This is a genomic window from Pantoea sp. SGAir0175 (genome assembly GCF_043547855.1).
The window spans coordinates 1,365,525-1,380,944 of record NZ_CP028081.1; the positions used below are offsets into that span (position 1 = coordinate 1,365,525).

The 15,420-nt window shown below is 57.7% G+C and carries 17 protein-coding genes and 1 tRNA gene; 14 read left to right on the forward strand and 4 right to left on the reverse strand.

Going from position 1 to position 15,420, the window contains the following annotated elements:
* The first annotated feature begins 1,062 nt into the window (after positions 1-1,062).
* Genes C1N56_RS06210 through C1N56_RS06220 form a run of 3 tightly spaced genes read left to right on the forward strand, consistent with a single transcriptional unit; the run spans position 1,063 to position 2,830 of the window.
* On the forward strand, positions 1,063-1,302 hold the full coding sequence (locus C1N56_RS06210) for a hypothetical protein (RefSeq protein ID WP_058771615.1): 240 nt from the start codon (positions 1,063-1,065) through the stop codon (positions 1,300-1,302).
* Entirely contained in the window at positions 1,302-2,567 is a 1,266-nt protein-coding gene (gene umuC / locus C1N56_RS06215; RefSeq protein ID WP_394517270.1) for a translesion error-prone DNA polymerase V subunit UmuC, read from the forward strand. The genes C1N56_RS06210 and umuC overlap by 1 nt, the downstream gene beginning before the upstream one ends.
* Positions 2,561-2,830: a hypothetical protein gene (locus C1N56_RS06220; RefSeq protein ID WP_394517271.1), complete on the forward strand. Its 270-nt coding sequence runs from the start codon at positions 2,561-2,563 to the stop codon at positions 2,828-2,830. Before umuC ends, C1N56_RS06220 begins: the two co-directional genes overlap by 7 nt.
* A gap of 3 nt (positions 2,831-2,833) precedes the next feature.
* Here the strand turns inward: C1N56_RS06220 and C1N56_RS06225 are convergent, their stop codons facing one another.
* From C1N56_RS06225 to C1N56_RS06235, 3 genes are all read right to left on the reverse strand, one after another.
* Positions 2,834-4,003: a tyrosine-type recombinase/integrase gene (locus C1N56_RS06225; protein WP_394517272.1), complete on the reverse strand. Its 1,170-nt coding sequence runs from the start codon at positions 4,001-4,003 to the stop codon at positions 2,834-2,836.
* Between the two features lie 162 nt (positions 4,004-4,165).
* Positions 4,166-4,240, reverse strand: a tRNA-Arg gene (locus C1N56_RS06230).
* Positions 4,241-4,328: 88 nt separating this feature from the next.
* A complete protein-coding gene (locus C1N56_RS06235; protein WP_058758402.1) occupies positions 4,329-5,261 on the reverse strand; it encodes a formate/nitrite transporter family protein in 933 nt (310 codons plus the stop codon).
* 243 nt (positions 5,262-5,504) lie between these two features.
* Between C1N56_RS06235 and ccmA the strand changes: the two genes are divergently transcribed.
* Genes ccmA through mlaA form a run of 10 tightly spaced genes read left to right on the forward strand, consistent with a single transcriptional unit; the run spans position 5,505 to position 13,264 of the window.
* Positions 5,505-6,119, forward strand: a complete 615-nt coding sequence (gene ccmA, locus C1N56_RS06240) for a cytochrome c biogenesis heme-transporting ATPase CcmA (protein ID WP_058758403.1) — start codon at positions 5,505-5,507, stop codon at positions 6,117-6,119.
* Positions 6,119-6,778, forward strand: coding sequence for a heme exporter protein CcmB (gene ccmB, locus C1N56_RS06245; protein ID WP_058758454.1), 660 nt, complete (start codon positions 6,119-6,121; stop codon positions 6,776-6,778). The genes ccmA and ccmB overlap by 1 nt, the downstream gene beginning before the upstream one ends.
* Before the next feature lie 58 nt (positions 6,779-6,836).
* A complete protein-coding gene (locus tag C1N56_RS06250; protein WP_058782040.1) occupies positions 6,837-7,577 on the forward strand; it encodes a heme ABC transporter permease in 741 nt (246 codons plus the stop codon).
* The gene (gene ccmD, locus C1N56_RS06255) at positions 7,574-7,807 is read left to right on the forward strand and encodes a heme exporter protein CcmD (RefSeq protein WP_031280028.1); all 234 of its coding nucleotides are present in this window, start codon (positions 7,574-7,576) and stop codon (positions 7,805-7,807) included. The genes C1N56_RS06250 and ccmD overlap by 4 nt, the downstream gene beginning before the upstream one ends.
* Positions 7,804-8,289, forward strand: coding sequence for a cytochrome c maturation protein CcmE (ccmE, locus tag C1N56_RS06260; protein ID WP_021509145.1), 486 nt, complete (start codon positions 7,804-7,806; stop codon positions 8,287-8,289). The genes ccmD and ccmE overlap by 4 nt, the downstream gene beginning before the upstream one ends.
* Positions 8,286-10,244, forward strand: coding sequence for a heme lyase CcmF/NrfE family subunit (locus C1N56_RS06265; RefSeq protein WP_394517273.1), 1,959 nt, complete (start codon positions 8,286-8,288; stop codon positions 10,242-10,244). The genes ccmE and C1N56_RS06265 overlap by 4 nt, the downstream gene beginning before the upstream one ends.
* Positions 10,241-10,798: a thiol:disulfide interchange protein DsbE gene (dsbE, locus tag C1N56_RS06270; RefSeq protein WP_288445139.1), complete on the forward strand. Its 558-nt coding sequence runs from the start codon at positions 10,241-10,243 to the stop codon at positions 10,796-10,798. Before C1N56_RS06265 ends, dsbE begins: the two co-directional genes overlap by 4 nt.
* Positions 10,795-11,250 carry a cytochrome c-type biogenesis protein gene (locus C1N56_RS06275; protein ID WP_021509148.1) on the forward strand — a complete coding sequence of 152 codons (456 nt, stop codon included), beginning with the start codon at positions 10,795-10,797 and terminating at the stop codon, positions 11,248-11,250. The genes dsbE and C1N56_RS06275 overlap by 4 nt, the downstream gene beginning before the upstream one ends.
* The gene (gene ccmI, locus C1N56_RS06280) at positions 11,250-12,461 is read left to right on the forward strand and encodes a c-type cytochrome biogenesis protein CcmI (protein WP_021509149.1); all 1,212 of its coding nucleotides are present in this window, start codon (positions 11,250-11,252) and stop codon (positions 12,459-12,461) included. The genes C1N56_RS06275 and ccmI overlap by 1 nt, the downstream gene beginning before the upstream one ends.
* A gap of 35 nt (positions 12,462-12,496) precedes the next feature.
* Complete coding sequence (gene mlaA / locus C1N56_RS06285; RefSeq protein ID WP_394517274.1) at positions 12,497-13,264, forward strand: phospholipid-binding lipoprotein MlaA; 768 nt, start codon at positions 12,497-12,499, stop codon at positions 13,262-13,264.
* A gap of 71 nt (positions 13,265-13,335) precedes the next feature.
* Here the strand turns inward: mlaA and fadL are convergent, their stop codons facing one another.
* Positions 13,336-14,619 carry a long-chain fatty acid transporter FadL gene (gene fadL, locus C1N56_RS06290; RefSeq protein ID WP_021509151.1) on the reverse strand — a complete coding sequence of 428 codons (1,284 nt, stop codon included), beginning with the start codon at positions 14,617-14,619 and terminating at the stop codon, positions 13,336-13,338.
* Positions 14,620-14,977: 358 nt separating this feature from the next.
* Here fadL and C1N56_RS06295 point away from each other — a divergent pair, with 358 nt between their 5' ends.
* On the forward strand, positions 14,978-15,274 hold the full coding sequence (locus tag C1N56_RS06295) for a YfcZ/YiiS family protein (RefSeq protein WP_282954625.1): 297 nt from the start codon (positions 14,978-14,980) through the stop codon (positions 15,272-15,274).
* Positions 15,275-15,420: the final 146 nt, after the last annotated feature.

Sequence of the window (15,420 nt, forward strand, 5' to 3'; positions counted from 1 at the left end):
GCGCGGGCGGCGCATGCCTGCTGTCGGGCGGCAGGATATCCGCAGCAGGGGAGTTGTTGCCGTCTGAAATGCGTGGCGACAGGTAAAAAAAAGCCCGAACGGATCGTCGGGCGGCATCAGGTCCGAGCCAGACCTCTCTGGTGTTGGCTTAGTCTCGTTGAGCAGCTTAATCCAGCCATACCTGGCTGAGGAATAAAGGGAAACTACTCTCGAACGCAGCAGCATTGCTGTGTTACACGTTCATCATAATCCATGCATGAAAACTTTCCGTTAAGATTGTGTAATTATAGGATTTAAGTATGGGTGAAAGGCGATAAAGCCGGCCGGCCGCCAGGGTCAGGCGAAAAAAGCCTGCGTTACACAGGCATCAATTCGCTCAAAGGGAAGGGTAATCCAGAATGCCAGTCAGGCTGGCTCATCCACACTACAGGGTTGGGGCAGAATAGATACAAATTAACGACGCGTGCGCAAAAATGAGCACGTTATGGGGCCGCAGCCAGTAAAAGCCGGCCGAAGAAAGGCGTCAAAACGGTTTGCCGGATATCAGAAGTAAAAAAAGCCCCGGACCCAGCAGGTATCCGGGGGATAGCCAACATTGCCTTAATACGGGTATGACAGAGCATCTGCCTTCACAGATGGTCACAGGCCAATACTAAAACATCCTCAGCAAAATTCCAGGCGTTCAGGCAGCCATCCGCTGCTGGTCAGAGGTCTGACGAAAAAGTTTTCAGGTCAGGAGGCAGTGGGAGGTGTGTGTCTGACAGGAACAGGGCCGGCAGGCGCTGATATGTCGCTGAAACAAGGGGAAAGGGAAATCCTGAATGCCAGTCGTGCTGGCTTCGCCACCATGCAGTGTCTGTAAGGAATAGATAATAATTTATCTTTTGCTCTGGATTGAGCACCTTACGGGTATAAAGGGTGCTGAATCCTGGCCTGCATGAGAGAAAAAATATCTATGCCCACCAATGGCTTTACAAAAACCCCAACCGCAGCGGCTTGATCAGTTCTACCGATCGATATTACTGTTTATCCATACAGTATTTATCACGGAGGTAAATGACCATGCCACGCGACTACGAAATCATGATTGCTTTCCGGCAGGCGGTGAAACGCGACGCTGCCGGCCGCTACACCATCAGCACACTCGACTTCATCAGAGAACTTGACCGTCTGAACTGGCATTACACGCTGCGGGCGGCCAATAAGTGGATTGAGATGCACACCACAACGTTCCGCGACATCACCAAAACCGACGGTGAAGAGCGCCTGTTTCAGGTGTTCAATCCCAATGGCGGTGTGTGATGTTTGCCCTGGTCGATGTGAACTCGTTCTATGCGAGTTGCGAAACAGTATTCAGGCCCGATCTGCGGGGAAAGCCGGTAGTGGTGCTGAGCAACAATGACGGATGTGTCATTGCCCGTTCGGCAGAGGCCAAGGCGCTGCAAATCCCCATGGGCGCGCCGTACTTCAAGCTGAAGGATGAATTCCGCCGGCACAAGGTGCAGGTGTTCAGCTCCAACTACGCGCTATATGCCGACATGAGCAACCGCGTGATGAGCACGCTGGAGAGCATGGCGCCGGCCGTGGAAATTTACTCCATCGACGAAGCGTTTATGTGCCTGGACGGTATGCAGCGCAATCACCCGCTTGAGGACTTTGGCCGCGCTGTCCGGGCGCGCGTTAAGCAGGAAACGCACCTGATCGTAGGCATAGGGATAGCGCAGACCAAAACGCTCGCCAAACTGGCTAACCATGCCGCCAAGAAGTGGACGAAGACCGGCGGCGTGCTGGACCTGTCGAATATCGACCGTCAGCGCAAGCTTATGGCGCTGGTACCGGTTGAGGATGTCTGGGGCGTCGGCCGGCGTATCAGCAGGAAGCTCAACGCCATGGGCATCATGACCGCGAAAGACCTGTCAGAGCAAAGCACCTACACCATCCGCAAACACTTCAGCGTTGTGCTGGAACGAACCGTCAGAGAGCTGCGCGGTGAGCCATGCCTGCAACTGGAAGAGTTCGCGCCAACCAAACAGCAAATCGTCTGCTCCCGTTCATTCGGCTCCCGGATCACCAAATACGACGACATGCGTGAAGCAATATGCACCTTCGCCGCGCGCGCTGCAGGCAAGCTGCGCGGAGAGCGCCAGTATTGCTCGCAGATAGCCGTGTTCGTCCGGACCAGTCCCCATGCCGTGGGCGAAGTCTTCTATGGCAACCAGTCGACAGGCAAGGTGCTCACGCCGACCAACGACACGCGCGACATCATCCGGGTGGCCATTGAAGCGCTCGATCGCATCTGGCTTGAAGGACACCGCTATATGAAGGCTGGTGTGATGCTGGGCGATTTTTACAGCGAAGGCGTGTCGCAGCTGAATCTGTTTGATGAAAACAAACCACAGGCCAACAGCGAGGCGCTGATGCGCGTGATGGATGGTCTCAACCTGAGCGGGAAGGGGAATCTATGGTTCGCAGGGCAGGGTATACAGAACACATGGGCGATGAAACGCGAGATGCTTTCGCCGGCATACACCACAAAAGTTTCCGACCTGCCGGTGGTCCGGTGCTGATCATTTCACGCCCGTCTGAAACGCTTCACATTCCAACGTGTGATGGCGTGGCGATAATCGACAGGTCGGTTCGGCCAAAAGTGGGTGACACAATCTACTTTGTGGCTTTCGGCATCTGCCAGCTCGGCATGCTGGGTCGCAATTACATCGCCTGCGAAGACGGAGAAACGTTTGAGGGAGAGGCGCTGGAAGAGATAACGATCATCGGCGTGCAGACGTGGGGAGTGATATCGGCGCGGGAGGATAACCGGCCGATAATCTGAGTGTTACTCCCTTCCATCCAGCCAGTCAGCCCATCGCTGCATCATTTCATAGCGGTTATTAAGGTATTGCGCGTGGTTATATACCCCGCGCGTACCCTGAGAATTAACGTGGGCAAGCTGCGCCTCTATGGCGTCACTGTTCCAGTGAAGCTCATTCATTACGGTACTGAACTGGTGCCGGAACCCGTGTCCGGTCGTCTGACCCTCATAGCCGAGCCGTCGGATGAGGCCCAGAATGGCGTTTTCACAGATGGGCTTTTTCGGATCGCTTCTGCCCGGGAAACACAGGGTGTGACGTTCAGTGAGCTTCTTCGTCAGTGACATCAGCGCATGCACCTGATCTGACATCGGTACGATATGAATGCGCCGGCTTTTCATGATCTCTGCATCAACAGTGATGAGGCGGCTTTCAAAATCGACATTTTCCCACCTGAGAAACCGCACCTCCTTCGTTCTCAGGGCCGTGTAATGCAGGACAAGCGCCGCATTTTTTACAATGACGCTGCCGGAATAGCTGTCAAGAGCACGGTGAAACGCCTGGATACGATCCATGGTGAGAAAGGGGAAATTCTTTTTCTGGTAGCTCTGCTGCGCGCCGATAAGGTCTGGGGCCGGATTGTAGCGCGCACGGCCGGTTACGATCGCATAGCGGAACACTTCACCGCACCGTCTTCTGGCTTTGCCTGCCCGCTCCAGAGCGCCTCTGTCTTCGTAGCGTCGTATCACTTTCAAAAGCAGCGTTGGCTCGATCTCATCCATCCGGAGATGGCCGATGAGCGGCAGGATGTCGGTTGTGAACATCCCGTACAACTCGTCGGCATAGCCCGCTGACCACACCTGAGATTTGTGGGCATACCACTCCCTGAAAATGCCCTCAAAAGTCAGGGTATCCGGCATCGGTTCCTTTTGCTTCAGCGCCTGTTTTTGCCGGGCCGGATCGACGCCGGAAAGCAGGGTCATTTTCGCTTCCGCCTGGCGTGCGCGTGCTTCGGCCAGGGATATGTGTGGCCAGGGACCAATAACCAGCGTTTTCTCTTTACCGTCAAAGCGGTAGCGGAGCCGCCATACCTTCTTCCCGGTAGGCGGGACAAACAGAAACAGACCGCCTGCGTCGGACAGACGATAGGACTTCTCTCTGGGTTTGGCGGCGTCGATCTGCCTGACCGTCAGCATGTGGGCATAATTCCGGGTTATTTTTAATTGTGCCCACAATATGCCCGCAAAAAAGCGGTGTAGTCAACGCAGTTTGGTTCATTTTGGTTCGGGCTGAAAAGGGTTAACGTTATGTTTTTATGGGGATTTGTTCGGGCGGGTTGAGGCGGGTTCGGGTTGTTATGGTGTCCCCTGCAGGAATCGAACCTGCAACTAGCCCTTAGGAGGGGCTCGTTATATCCATTTAACTAAGGAGACGTGCGGCGCGCAGTATAGCGCACCGTGCAGGGGATTTTAACCGTGGGCCGCCTGTTTGCTCAAAGTGTCAGCAATCAGGCGGTGGCGATCACGCTTTTTCCTGATTTTTCTGCTTTTCCTGCCTCTCTTTGCGCTTCTGTTCGGCTCGCGCTTTGGCTTTGGCCGCTTCGCTCATGTCGTTACGGATCTGCGCGTGACTGATCAGGGCAAAAATCAGCGTACCGCCGGTGATGTTGCCCAGCAGGGTGGGCAGTGCAAACGGCCACAAAAACTCCTGCCACGGCAGCGTGCCGGCAAACACCAGATACAGCACTTCAACCGATCCAACCACAATGTGGGCCAGATCGCCCAGCGCCACCAGCCAGGTCATCATCACAATCACCACAATTTTGGCGCCGCCAGCGTAAGGAAACATCCATACCATGGTGGCGATGATCCACCCCGAAATCACCGCGTTGGCAAACATTTCGCCCGGCGTGTGTTCCATCACTTTTTCGCTGATGGCAGTGAAGGCCTGGCGCGTGGCGTCATCGAAAATTGGCATATGATTAAACGCCAGCGCGCCCAGCGCGGTACCAATCAAATTGCCGATCAGCACCACGCTCCACAGCCGCAGTAGCAGCATAAAATTGCCGCCGGTGGGTTTATGCATCACAGGCAGCACGGCGGTGACGGTATTCTCAGTAAACAGCTGCTGGCGCGCCATAATCACGATGACAAAACCAAAGGTGTAGCCGAGATTCTCCAACAGATAGGCGCCGGGCACGCCAGCGAGGTGCACCTGGAAAATGCCTTTCGCCATCAGCGAGGCACCCATCGATAAGCCGGCGGCAATCGCTGACCACAGCAGCGCCATACCGTCGCGCTCCAGCTCCTTTTCACCGTCCTGCCGAATCTCTTCATGGATCGCCGCAGCCCGCGAGGGCAGGGCGTCTTCGTCCACTTCAATATCCGTGCCCTGTTCTTTTTCTTCACTGTCCACGTCATTGTCATGCGTGTTATTTGATGGCGATGGCTTCATTTTTTCTCCCGGTGATAATGCCAGTGCGTAATAAGCGTAGACGCTTTTAGCAAGGGCGAAATGTTACAAAGATTCAAATTAAGAGTAACAAGAGATTAGCAAAGGTGGTTTTTTGAGCGCTTTCTTGATCTGATGCGCATGAATACCCCATTTGGGGGAAGGGGGAGCTTGAGCACAGACTTCGGCCCCTGGTTTGAGTGTGGTATTATTCCCGCCTCATTTATTGCTATGAATCTCCCTTCTATGCTCGAAGTGATTAATCTCGCCTGCGTTCGCGATGAGCGAACCCTGTTCCACGGACTGAGTTTTCAGGTGCAGGCGGGCGATGTGGTGCAAATCGAAGGGCCTAACGGCGCAGGCAAAACTTCACTGTTGCGACTGCTGGCCGGGTTAAGCCGGCCAGAGCAGGGCGAAGTACGCTGGCAACAGCAGTCGATTCGCCGGCAGCGCGAAATATGGCAGCAAAACCTGTTGTATCTCGGCCATCATCCGGGCGTGAAATCGGTGCTGTCGCCGCGGGAGAATCTGCATTTCTGGCACGGCGATCGCAGCGAAGACACGCTGTATGACGCGCTGGAGCAGGTCAATCTGCTGGGCTATGAAGAGGTGCCGGTGGCTCAGCTTTCTGCCGGGCAGCAGCGGCGCGTGGCGCTGGCGCGACTGTGGCTCAGCCCGGCTCCGGTGTGGATTCTGGATGAGCCGCTGACCGCCATCGACAAACACGGCGTGGAAAAATTAATGGCGCGCTTTGCCGATCATGCCGATAACGGTGGCGTGGTGATTCTGACGACCCATCAGGACCTGCCGGACAGCCAGGCGCGCGTGCGCAAAATTCGTCTTACATCGGAGTGGGCGTGATGCTTGGCCGGGTTATTCAGCGTGAGTTAAAGATTGCCTTTCGCAGCGGCGCGGAAGTGGTTAATCCGCTGTGGTTTTTTCTGATTGTGATTACGCTGTTCCCGTTAGGCATTGGCCCTGAGCCGCAGCAGCTGGCGCGCATCGCGCCTGGTGTCGCCTGGGTAGCCGCGCTGCTGGCATCGCTGCTGGCGCTGGAGCGGCTGTTTCGCGACGACTTTCTCGATGGATCGCTAGAGCAGTTGCTGTTGCTGCCGACGCCGCTGCCAATCACCGTGCTGGGCAAAGTGATTGCGCACTGGCTGATTACCGGGCTGCCGCTGATTTTACTCTCACCGCTGGCGGCGTTGCTGCTGTCGCTGGATTTTGCTGGCTGGCGGGCAATGGCGCTGACGCTGCTAATCGGCACGCCAACCCTGAGTTTTCTCGGTGCGATTGGCACCGGCCTGACCGTCGGGCTGCGGCGCGGCGGCGTATTGCTGAGTTTACTGGTGTTGCCGCTGTCGATACCGGTACTGATTTTTGCCAGCGCGGCGATTGATGCGGCCGGTCAGGGGTTACCGATCGGCGGTTATCTGGCGATCCTCGGCGCCATGCTGGCGGTCAGCGCCACGCTGTCGCCGTTTGCGACCGCTGCCGCGCTGCGCATCAGTCTGCATTAAGGCGGGCCTCCGGCAGAGAGGTCGCCATCCGAATTCTTGTTTAGTGTGAGCAATGTCAATGTGGAAATGGTTACACCAGTGGGCAAAGCCTGAGCGGCTTTACCAGCTATGCGGTCGCTTGATTCCCTGGTTCGCAATCCTGGGTGTCGGCGCGTTGCTGCTCGGCTGGATTTGGGGATTCGGCTTTGCGCCGGCGGATTATCAGCAGGGCAACAGCTTCCGCATCATGTACATTCACGTGCCGGCGGCGATGTGGTCGATGGGCGTCTATGCCTCGATGGCCATCGCCGCCTTCATCGGCCTGGTGTGGCAGATGAAAATGGCCGATCTGGCGGCGGCGGCGATGGCGCCAGTTGGGGCAGTATTTACCTTTATCGCACTGGTGACCGGCTCGGCGTGGGGCAAGCCGATGTGGGGCACCTGGTGGATTTGGGACGCGCGTCTGACTTCTGAACTGGTGCTGCTGTTCCTCTATATGGGCGTGATTGCGCTCTATCACTCTTTCGACGATCGCCGCACCGCCGGACGCGCGGCCGGCATCCTGATTCTGGTCGGCGTAGTTAACCTGCCGATTATTCACTTCTCCGTGCAGTGGTGGAACACGCTGCATCAGGGCTCGTCGGGCATTCTGCAACAGGCGATCGATCCCAGCATGCGCACGCCGCTGCGCTGGTCGATTCTCGGCTATCTGCTGGTGTTTGGTGCGCTCACTCTGATGCGTCTGCGCAACCTGATTCTGTTTACCGAGCGTCACCGCCCGTGGGCGATTGACGTGGCGCAGGGAGGACGCAAAGCATGACGCCTGCCTTCTCATCGTGGAGCGAGTTTTTCGCCATGGGCGGCTATGCCTTTTACGTCTGGCTGGCCGTGTGTTTTACGCTGATTCCGCTGATCGGTCTGGTGCTGCACACCGTGTTGTTCCGTCGCCGCCTGCTGGCAGAGATTCGCCAGCGTCAGTCCCGCGAGCGCCGCATCCGCGCGGCAAAAGCTAAACAAGCTGCCAGTGAAGCAGCAGGAGAGTCCGTGTGAATATCCGTCGTCGTAACCGCCTGTATGTGGTGGTGGCGGTGCTGGTGGGCTTAGGCCTTGCCACGTCGCTGGTGATGTACGCGCTGCGTTCCAACATCGACCTGTTCTACACCCCGAGTGAAATTCTTTACGGCAAAGGTGAGGATCACCAGAAGCCGGAGGCCGGTCAGCGCCTGCGCGTCGGCGGCATGGTGATGCCCGGTAGCGTCAAACGCGATCCGAAAACGCTGGCGGTGTCGTTCAAACTGTATGATGCCAACGGCGTGGTCAGCGTCAGCTACGAAGGCATTCTGCCGGATCTGTTCCGCGAAGGGCAGGGCGTGGTGGCGCAGGGCGTGCTGGAGGACGGCAATCTGGTCAACGCCAAAGAGGTGCTGGCGAAGCACGATGAGAAGTACACGCCACCGGAAATTCAGGACGCAATGAAGAAGAATCATAACGGACCGGCAGCGGCCTATCAGCAGGCGGGTACGCAATCATGATGCCGGAAATTGGCAGCTTTCTGCTGTGTCTGGCGCTGGGCTTAGCGCTGTTATTGAGTATTTATCCGCTGTGGGGCGCAGCGCGTCAGGATGGCCGGCTGATGGCGCTGGCGCGTCCGCTCACCTGGGGCATGTTCCTGTGCATCGCCGCCGCGTTCCTCGTGCTGGTGCACGCGTTTGTGGTCAACGATTTTACCGTCGGCTACGTTGCCACCAACTCCAATTCACTGCTGCCGGTGTATTACCGCATCGCCGCCACCTGGGGTGCGCATGAAGGATCGCTGCTGCTGTGGGTGCTGCTGCTCAGCACCTGGACATTAGCGGTGGCGATTTTCAGCCGCGGCATGCCGCAGGATGCGCTGGCGCGCGTGCTGGCGGTGATGGGGATGATCAACCTCGGCTTCCTGTTGTTCATCATCCTCACCTCGAATCCGTTTACCCGCACGCTGCCGAACTTCCCGATTGATGGGCGCGACCTCAACCCGATGCTGCAGGATATCGGGCTGATCTTCCATCCGCCGCTGCTCTATATGGGCTATGTTGGCTTCTCGGTGGCGTTTGCCTTTGCCATTGCGTCGCTGATGGCAGGCCGGCTGGATACCGCCTGGGCGCGCTGGTCACGTCCGTGGACCACCGCGGCATGGGTATATCTGACTATTGGTATCGTGCTCGGTTCTGCGTGGGCGTATTACGAACTCGGCTGGGGCGGCTGGTGGTTCTGGGATCCGGTCGAAAACGCGTCCTTTATGCCGTGGCTGGCCGGCACTGCGCTGATGCACTCATTGGCAGTGACAGAAAAACGCGGCAGCTTTAAGTCATGGACGGTGCTGCTGGCGATTACCGCGTTCTCATTAAGCCTGCTGGGCACCTTCCTGGTGCGATCCGGCGTGCTGGTGTCGGTGCACTCGTTCGCCTCCGATCCGGCGCGCGGAATGTTTATCCTCGCCTTCCTGGTGATTGTCATCGGCAGTTCGCTGCTGCTGTACGCTCTGAAAGGGGGCCAGGTGCGCAGCCGCGTGCAGAGCGAAGCGTGGTCGCGCGAATCCTTTCTGCTCGGCAACAACGTGCTGCTGATTGCCGCAATGCTGGTGGTGCTGCTCGGTACGCTGCTGCCGCTGGTGCATAAACAGCTCGGGCTGGGCAGCATTTCGGTTGGCGAGCCGTTCTTCAATACCATGTTCACCTGGCTGATGGCGCCGTTCGCGCTGATGCTCGGCATCGGGCCGCTGGTGCGCTGGCGCCGCGATGAGCCGCAAAAGCTGTGGAAGCGGCTCGGCGTGGGGCTGCTGGTGACGCTGATCCTGTCGATCGTGCTGCCGTGGCTGTTGCAGGATCGCATCGAAGCGATGACGGTGATTGGCCTGCTGATGGCCATCTGGGTGATCCTGCTGACGCTGATGGAGCTGCACGAACGCGCTACCCACCGGCACCGTTTCCTGGCGGGATTGCGCCATCTGTCGCGCAGCCACTGGGGCATGGTGCTGGGCCATCTTGGCGTGGCGGTGACGGTGGTGGGCATTGCCTTCAGCACCCAATACAGCGTTGAGCGTGACGTGCGCATGAAGGCCGGCGACAGCGTGGATATCCACAACTATCACTTTATTTTCCGCGACGTGCACAATCTGCAGGGCCCCAACTACAGCGGCGGCGTGGCGATTATCGATGTCACACGCAACGGTAAGCCAGAAGCGGTGCTGTATGCAGAGAAGCGCTTCTATACCGCAGCGCGCGCCATGATGACGGAAGCGGCGATCAGCGGCGGCTTCACGCGCGATCTCTACGCGGCGCTGGGCGAAGAGCTGGATGACGGTTCCTGGGCGGTGCGTATTTATTACAAACCCTTTGTGCGCTGGATCTGGTTCGGCGGCGTGTTTATGGCGGTGGGCGGCCTGCTGTGCCTGCTCGATCCGCGCTACCGCTCGCGCAAAAAAGCACAGCGCGAGGAACTGGCATGAATAGAAAGATCCTGTTTATTCCTTTAGTCCTGTTTCTGCTGCTGGCGGCGGCGCTGCTGTGGCAGCTGACGCGCAACGCCAGCGGTGACGATCCTACGCGCCTTGAATCGGCGCTGATCGGTAAACCGGTGCCGGTGTTTAAACTCGAAGCGCTGGATCAGCCGGGTAAAATCTATAACCAGCAGGTGCTGACCGATGGCAAACCGCTGCTGCTGAACGTCTGGGCCACCTGGTGCCCGACCTGCCGCGCCGAACATCAATATCTCAACACACTGGCGGAGCAGGGCATCCGCGTGGTTGGCCTCAACTACAAAGACGACCGCAGCAAAGCCGTCACCTGGCTTAACACGCTCGGCAATCCGTATGCGCTGAGCCTGTATGACGGCGACGGCATGCTCGGTCTGGATCTCGGCGTCTACGGCGCGCCGGAGACCTTCCTGATTGATGGCCACGGCATTATCCGCTACCGCCACGCCGGCGACATGAACGACCGGGTGTGGAATGAAGAGGTGAAGCCGCTGTGGCAGAAATACAGCAAGGAGGCGGGCGTATGAAACAGCTGCTTATGTTGCTCGCGGGTCTGCTGCTGAGCACCAGCCTGTGGGCCGCGATCGATACTTATCAGTTCGATTCGGTCCAGCAGGAGGAGCAGTATCGCGAGCTCACCGCATCGCTGCGCTGCCCGAAGTGCCAGAACAACAGTATTGCCGACTCCAACGCGATGATTGCCGCCGACATGCGGCTGAAAGTGTATGAGCTGATGAAGCAGGGCCAGAGCCGCCAGCAGATCATTGATTACATGGTGGCGCGTTATGGCAACTTCGTCACTTATGAACCGCCGGTGACGCCGTCGACGTTGATTCTGTGGGTTGGGCCGGCGCTGTTTGTGGTGCTCGGCGGGCTGATTATTATTCTGCGCAGCCGACGCGGCAACGCGCGCAGCGAGCTGGATGACGATGAACAACAGCGCCTTGCGGCGATTCTGAAGCGTGACGGGAAGCCGTAATGACTGGATTCTGGATTACCCTGATTATTTTACTGGCGGCGGCGACGGCGCTGTTTGTCGGTGCCGGCTGGCGGCAGCGTCAGGCCAGCAGCGGCGATCGCGATCGCCTGAACACCGATTTTTATCAGCAGCGCCTGCGCGAGCTGGAGCATGATGAAGCCGAGGGCGTGGTCAGTGAACGTCCGGAGATGGTGCGCGAACTGCAGCAAACGCTGCTGACCGACGTGCCAGGCGACGCGGCGTCACGCGCGCATCACAGCAGCCGCTGGGTGCTGCTGCCGGGCGTGATCGTGCTGGTGCTGGTGTCGGTGGGCGTTTATCTGAAAACCGGTGGCCTCGCCCAGCTGGCGGGCTGGCAGAGCGTGCAGCAGGAGTACCCGGCGCTGCGCGCGCGGGTGATGGATCCCAATGCGCAGCCGCTGACCATGGAAGAGCTGGCGCGTCTGCAGCTCGGCCTGCGCACCTCGCTGCAAAACGATCCGCAAAACCTCAATGACTGGGCGATGCTGGGCCGCCTCGGCATGGTGCTGAACAACGCCACCGATGCCAGCCAGGCCTTTGAGCACGCTTTGCAGCTGGCGCCGGACAACCTTGAACTGCAGCAGGATTATGCCGAAGTGCTGACGCGCTCCAGCGATCCGCAGGATAACCGCCAGGCCAATATGCTGCTGAAAGACCTGCTGAAGCGCGACCACAGCAACGTGCGCACCCTCAGTCTGCTGGCGTTCAATGCCTTTGAGCAGCAGCAGTATGGTGAAGCGATTGGCGCGTGGCAGGTGATGCTGAAGCTGCTGCCGGCCGGCGATCGACGCATTACCATGATAGAGCGCAGCATTGAACAAGCGAAAACCGACGCGGGACAGCAAAATAGCCAGCTGGCATTGACGGTGAGCTTAACGCCAGAGGCAGAAAAAATGTTACCGCCGGGCGGAGTGTTGTATATTTCTGTGTCTGACGGTGTTTCACCGGTGCCTGTGGCTGTAAAGCGTTTACCGCTCAGCCACTTCCCGCTATCGCTTACGCTGGATGACAGCAACGCCATGATGCCGGATCGCCTGCTTTCGGCGCAGCATCAGGTGCAGGTCAGGGTGCGCATTTCGCGCGATGGTAGTGCTAATCCGCAGTCCGGCGACTGGTTTGGTTTAAGCGCGGTCACCCCCTGGGATGGTCACCAGCCGATGGCTGTTGAGGTCAATCAGCAGCAGCCCTGAAGCGATACACCTTTTATCTGCACAGGGAGAGAAGAATGAATAATCGCCTGACCGGCCTGGCGCTGGCCAGTTTACTGCTGGTGGGATGTGCCAGTTCCAAACCGGCCGACGAGACGACGCCTGCGCAGCGCAGCGATCCGCTCGAAGGGTTCAACCGCACGATGTTTAACTTCAACTACAACGTGCTGGATCCCTATGTAGTGCGCCCGGTGGCGGTTGCCTGGCGTGATTACGTGCCGGTGCCGGCCCGTACCGGGCTGAGCAACTTCCTCGGTAACCTTGATGAACCGGCCAGCATGGTGAACTCAATTCTGGTCGGCGAGCCGCGTCAGGCGGGCATTCACTTTACCCGTTTCCTCCTGAATACCGTGCTCGGCCTCGGCGGTTTCATCGACGTCGCCGGCAAAGCTAATCCCCAGCTGGCGCGTGAAGTGCCGCACCACTTTGGCAGCACGCTGGGCCGTTATGGCGTTGGCTACGGTCCGTACGTGGTGCTGCCAGGTTACGGCAGCTTTACCGTGCGTCAGGATGGCGGCGACTACGTCGATACGCTTTATCCGGTGCTGAGCTGGCTTACCTGGCCAATGTCGATCGGTAAATGGACGCTGGAAGGGGTGGAAACGCGCGCGCAGCTGCTTGATTCCGACGGCCTGCTCAGACAGCAGCAGGATCCGTACGCCTTTATCCGCAACGCCTATTTCCAGCGTAACGATTTCCTCGCCAGCGGCGGCAAGCTGAAGCCGGAGGAGAACCCGAACGCCAGCGCGATTCAGGACGATTTAAAAGATATCGACTCTCAATAAATGACAACGGCGACCAACAGGTCGCCGTTTTGTTTTCAGCTGGCGACCCGCATGGGCCGCTGCACTGATTATCAGAACTTGTAGTTAAAGTTAGCGCCGTACAGCCAGGCCTTACCTTCAGAATTAAAGGTATAAGGACCTTCTTTCACCGTCACGTGCTGACCGTGCATATAGGAAACACCGACATCCACCGACGCGTCCGGCGTGAAGGCGTAAGACGCACCGGCGCTCAGCCACAGGCGATCCTGATCCGGAATCGAGATAGAGCGTTTATCCGCCGGCACCGGGCTGTCATCAAATGCGATACCGGTACGGAACGTCCAGTTGTCGTCGTAGTTGTAAGTGGTACCTAACGCGATGCGATATGCATCACGGTAGCCTTCATCTTTATAGAACAGCGTCTGGCCGTTGCTGCCGGTGGCTTTCAGCTCCTGGAACTGGCTCCAGCTGGTATAGGCGAGGCTGTAGTGCACCGCCCACTGTGGCGCCACTTTATGCCAGCCGGACACTTCCCACATTTCCGGCAGGTTCAGCGTCAGCGAACCCGGAATGGTGGCGCCGCTGGTGCCATACGGCAGACCCAGCGCAATCGCCTGCGGCGTGCCGTTGAAGGCGCGCGGGATATTGCTCTTATAGTCGCCGTCGAAGTCGATCTTCACTTTGGAACGATAGGTGAAGCCGAAGCGGTTGTTTTTATCCACTTCATACAGGATACCGGCGTTCCAGCCGTAGCCCCATTCGTCACCTTTCAGGTGCGCGACCTGGGTATCGGCCGGCAGACCGGCGCGGGCACCGGCTTCACCGGCGTAGCGCTCAATTTTCGCTTTGGCGTACACCGCGTCAAAGCCGACGCCGAAGCTGAAGTTATCATTTAACCGATAAGCGGTGCTGAGGTTGAAGTTGCCGGTCATCAGATCGGTTTTGCCACCGAAGCCGCCCGCTGTGTAGCCGTTATTAAATTCGGTGGCCAGACCGTAGTTCGAGGTGGCCGAGGCGCCAATCCACCACTGATCGTTAATCGGATGCACATAATGGATGTTCGGGATCCACTGGTTTGGCGCAATATTGCTGGCGTTGAGGCTGTTGCCGGTCGGGCTGTTACCGCTGATATCCACTTCCGGGTCGATATAGACGGCACCGATGGAGAAAGAAGGGCGGTCCATCAGGGCCATGGTGGCTGGGTTACGGCTGGCAGAGGCGGCGGTATCACCCATGGCGCCTTCACCGGAATAGGCGCGGCCCAGGCCGATTGCTGAGAATTCGTTAAGTTGAAAGCCTGCGGCGTAGACGTGAGAAGAGACGAGCGCCACTGCAGCTGCCACAGCTGACTTTGCAAACAGGTTCTTATGGTTCATGACCACAACCTCATCTGAATTATTATTAAACGTAGTTACGTCGCGTAACAAAGGACGGCGGATTGTAGGGACTGACGATACAGACACATATCAGACCAGTGCGACGAGTATAGGTCCGACCTGTGTATTTGTTGCAATATTGTTTTTAAAATATTTCTGCTTTGATCGATAAAATCAGATCTGCTTAACAAAATCCTTGCGGTTCTGCTCCAGCATAGCGAGTCAAATTTGTTTTGGATCAAATTTTAGTGTGATATTCGTCACTTAGCGGGCGGAAGATAGCCGCGACGTGGCATCCGGCGTACACTTTGCAGCAGAAAATGATCCGATAGTGTTGATTTATCGTCAGGAGAAAAACATGACTGATGCCATTAGAAACTGTAGTGCGAACGAAACGGCAGCCTGCTGCTGCGTTGACGTGGGCACCGTGATGGACAATACCGATTGCAGCGCCAGCTGGTCAGGCGTGTTCGCTGACCGTCAGGCGGCAGAAGCAATGCTGGCCGAGCTGAGCGCCAAAGCGCGCCAGGTGGAGTCCGATCCGTGCGAGATTTATTCGCGCTTTACCGACGAAGCAGACGGCGTGCGCCTGGACGTCGATTTCACCTTTGCCTGCCAGGCCGAAACCCTGATTTTCCAGCTCGGCTTACGCTAATCCCGCCGCTGCCGACCCGCTTTTTCGGCAGCGTTGCCTCTTTTTCGTGTTACTCCTCGCACTTTTTTTCTTCTGTTATTGGCGACTTAGCAACACCTGGTTAACACTGATGATCAGGTCAGACCTGTTGGGCAATGATGCTCAGG

What these genes read in the sequence shown, in the direction of transcription:
- C1N56_RS06210 (WP_058771615.1), top strand. Translation starts at nt 1,063, where the DNA reads ATGCCACGCGACTACGAAATCATGATTGCTTTCCGGCAGGCGGTGAAA.
- umuC (WP_394517270.1), top strand. Translation starts at nt 1,302, where the DNA reads ATGTTTGCCCTGGTCGATGTGAACTCGTTCTATGCGAGTTGCGAAACA.
- C1N56_RS06225 (WP_394517272.1), bottom strand. Translation starts at nt 4,003, where the DNA reads ATGCTGACGGTCAGGCAGATCGACGCCGCCAAACCCAGAGAGAAGTCC.
- C1N56_RS06235 (WP_058758402.1), bottom strand. Translation starts at nt 5,261, where the DNA reads ATGAAGCCATCGCCATCAAATAACACGCATGACAATGACGTGGACAGT.
- ccmA (WP_058758403.1), top strand. Translation starts at nt 5,505, where the DNA reads ATGCTCGAAGTGATTAATCTCGCCTGCGTTCGCGATGAGCGAACCCTG.
- ccmB (WP_058758454.1), top strand. Translation starts at nt 6,119, where the DNA reads ATGCTTGGCCGGGTTATTCAGCGTGAGTTAAAGATTGCCTTTCGCAGC.
- C1N56_RS06250 (WP_058782040.1), top strand. Translation starts at nt 6,837, where the DNA reads ATGTGGAAATGGTTACACCAGTGGGCAAAGCCTGAGCGGCTTTACCAG.
- ccmD (WP_031280028.1), top strand. Translation starts at nt 7,574, where the DNA reads ATGACGCCTGCCTTCTCATCGTGGAGCGAGTTTTTCGCCATGGGCGGC.
- C1N56_RS06265 (WP_394517273.1), top strand. Translation starts at nt 8,286, where the DNA reads ATGATGCCGGAAATTGGCAGCTTTCTGCTGTGTCTGGCGCTGGGCTTA.
- dsbE (WP_288445139.1), top strand. Translation starts at nt 10,241, where the DNA reads ATGAATAGAAAGATCCTGTTTATTCCTTTAGTCCTGTTTCTGCTGCTG.
- C1N56_RS06275 (WP_021509148.1), top strand. Translation starts at nt 10,795, where the DNA reads ATGAAACAGCTGCTTATGTTGCTCGCGGGTCTGCTGCTGAGCACCAGC.
- ccmI (WP_021509149.1), top strand. Translation starts at nt 11,250, where the DNA reads ATGACTGGATTCTGGATTACCCTGATTATTTTACTGGCGGCGGCGACG.
- mlaA (WP_394517274.1), top strand. Translation starts at nt 12,497, where the DNA reads ATGAATAATCGCCTGACCGGCCTGGCGCTGGCCAGTTTACTGCTGGTG.
- fadL (WP_021509151.1), bottom strand. Translation starts at nt 14,619, where the DNA reads ATGAACCATAAGAACCTGTTTGCAAAGTCAGCTGTGGCAGCTGCAGTG.
- C1N56_RS06295 (WP_282954625.1), top strand. Translation starts at nt 14,978, where the DNA reads ATGACTGATGCCATTAGAAACTGTAGTGCGAACGAAACGGCAGCCTGC.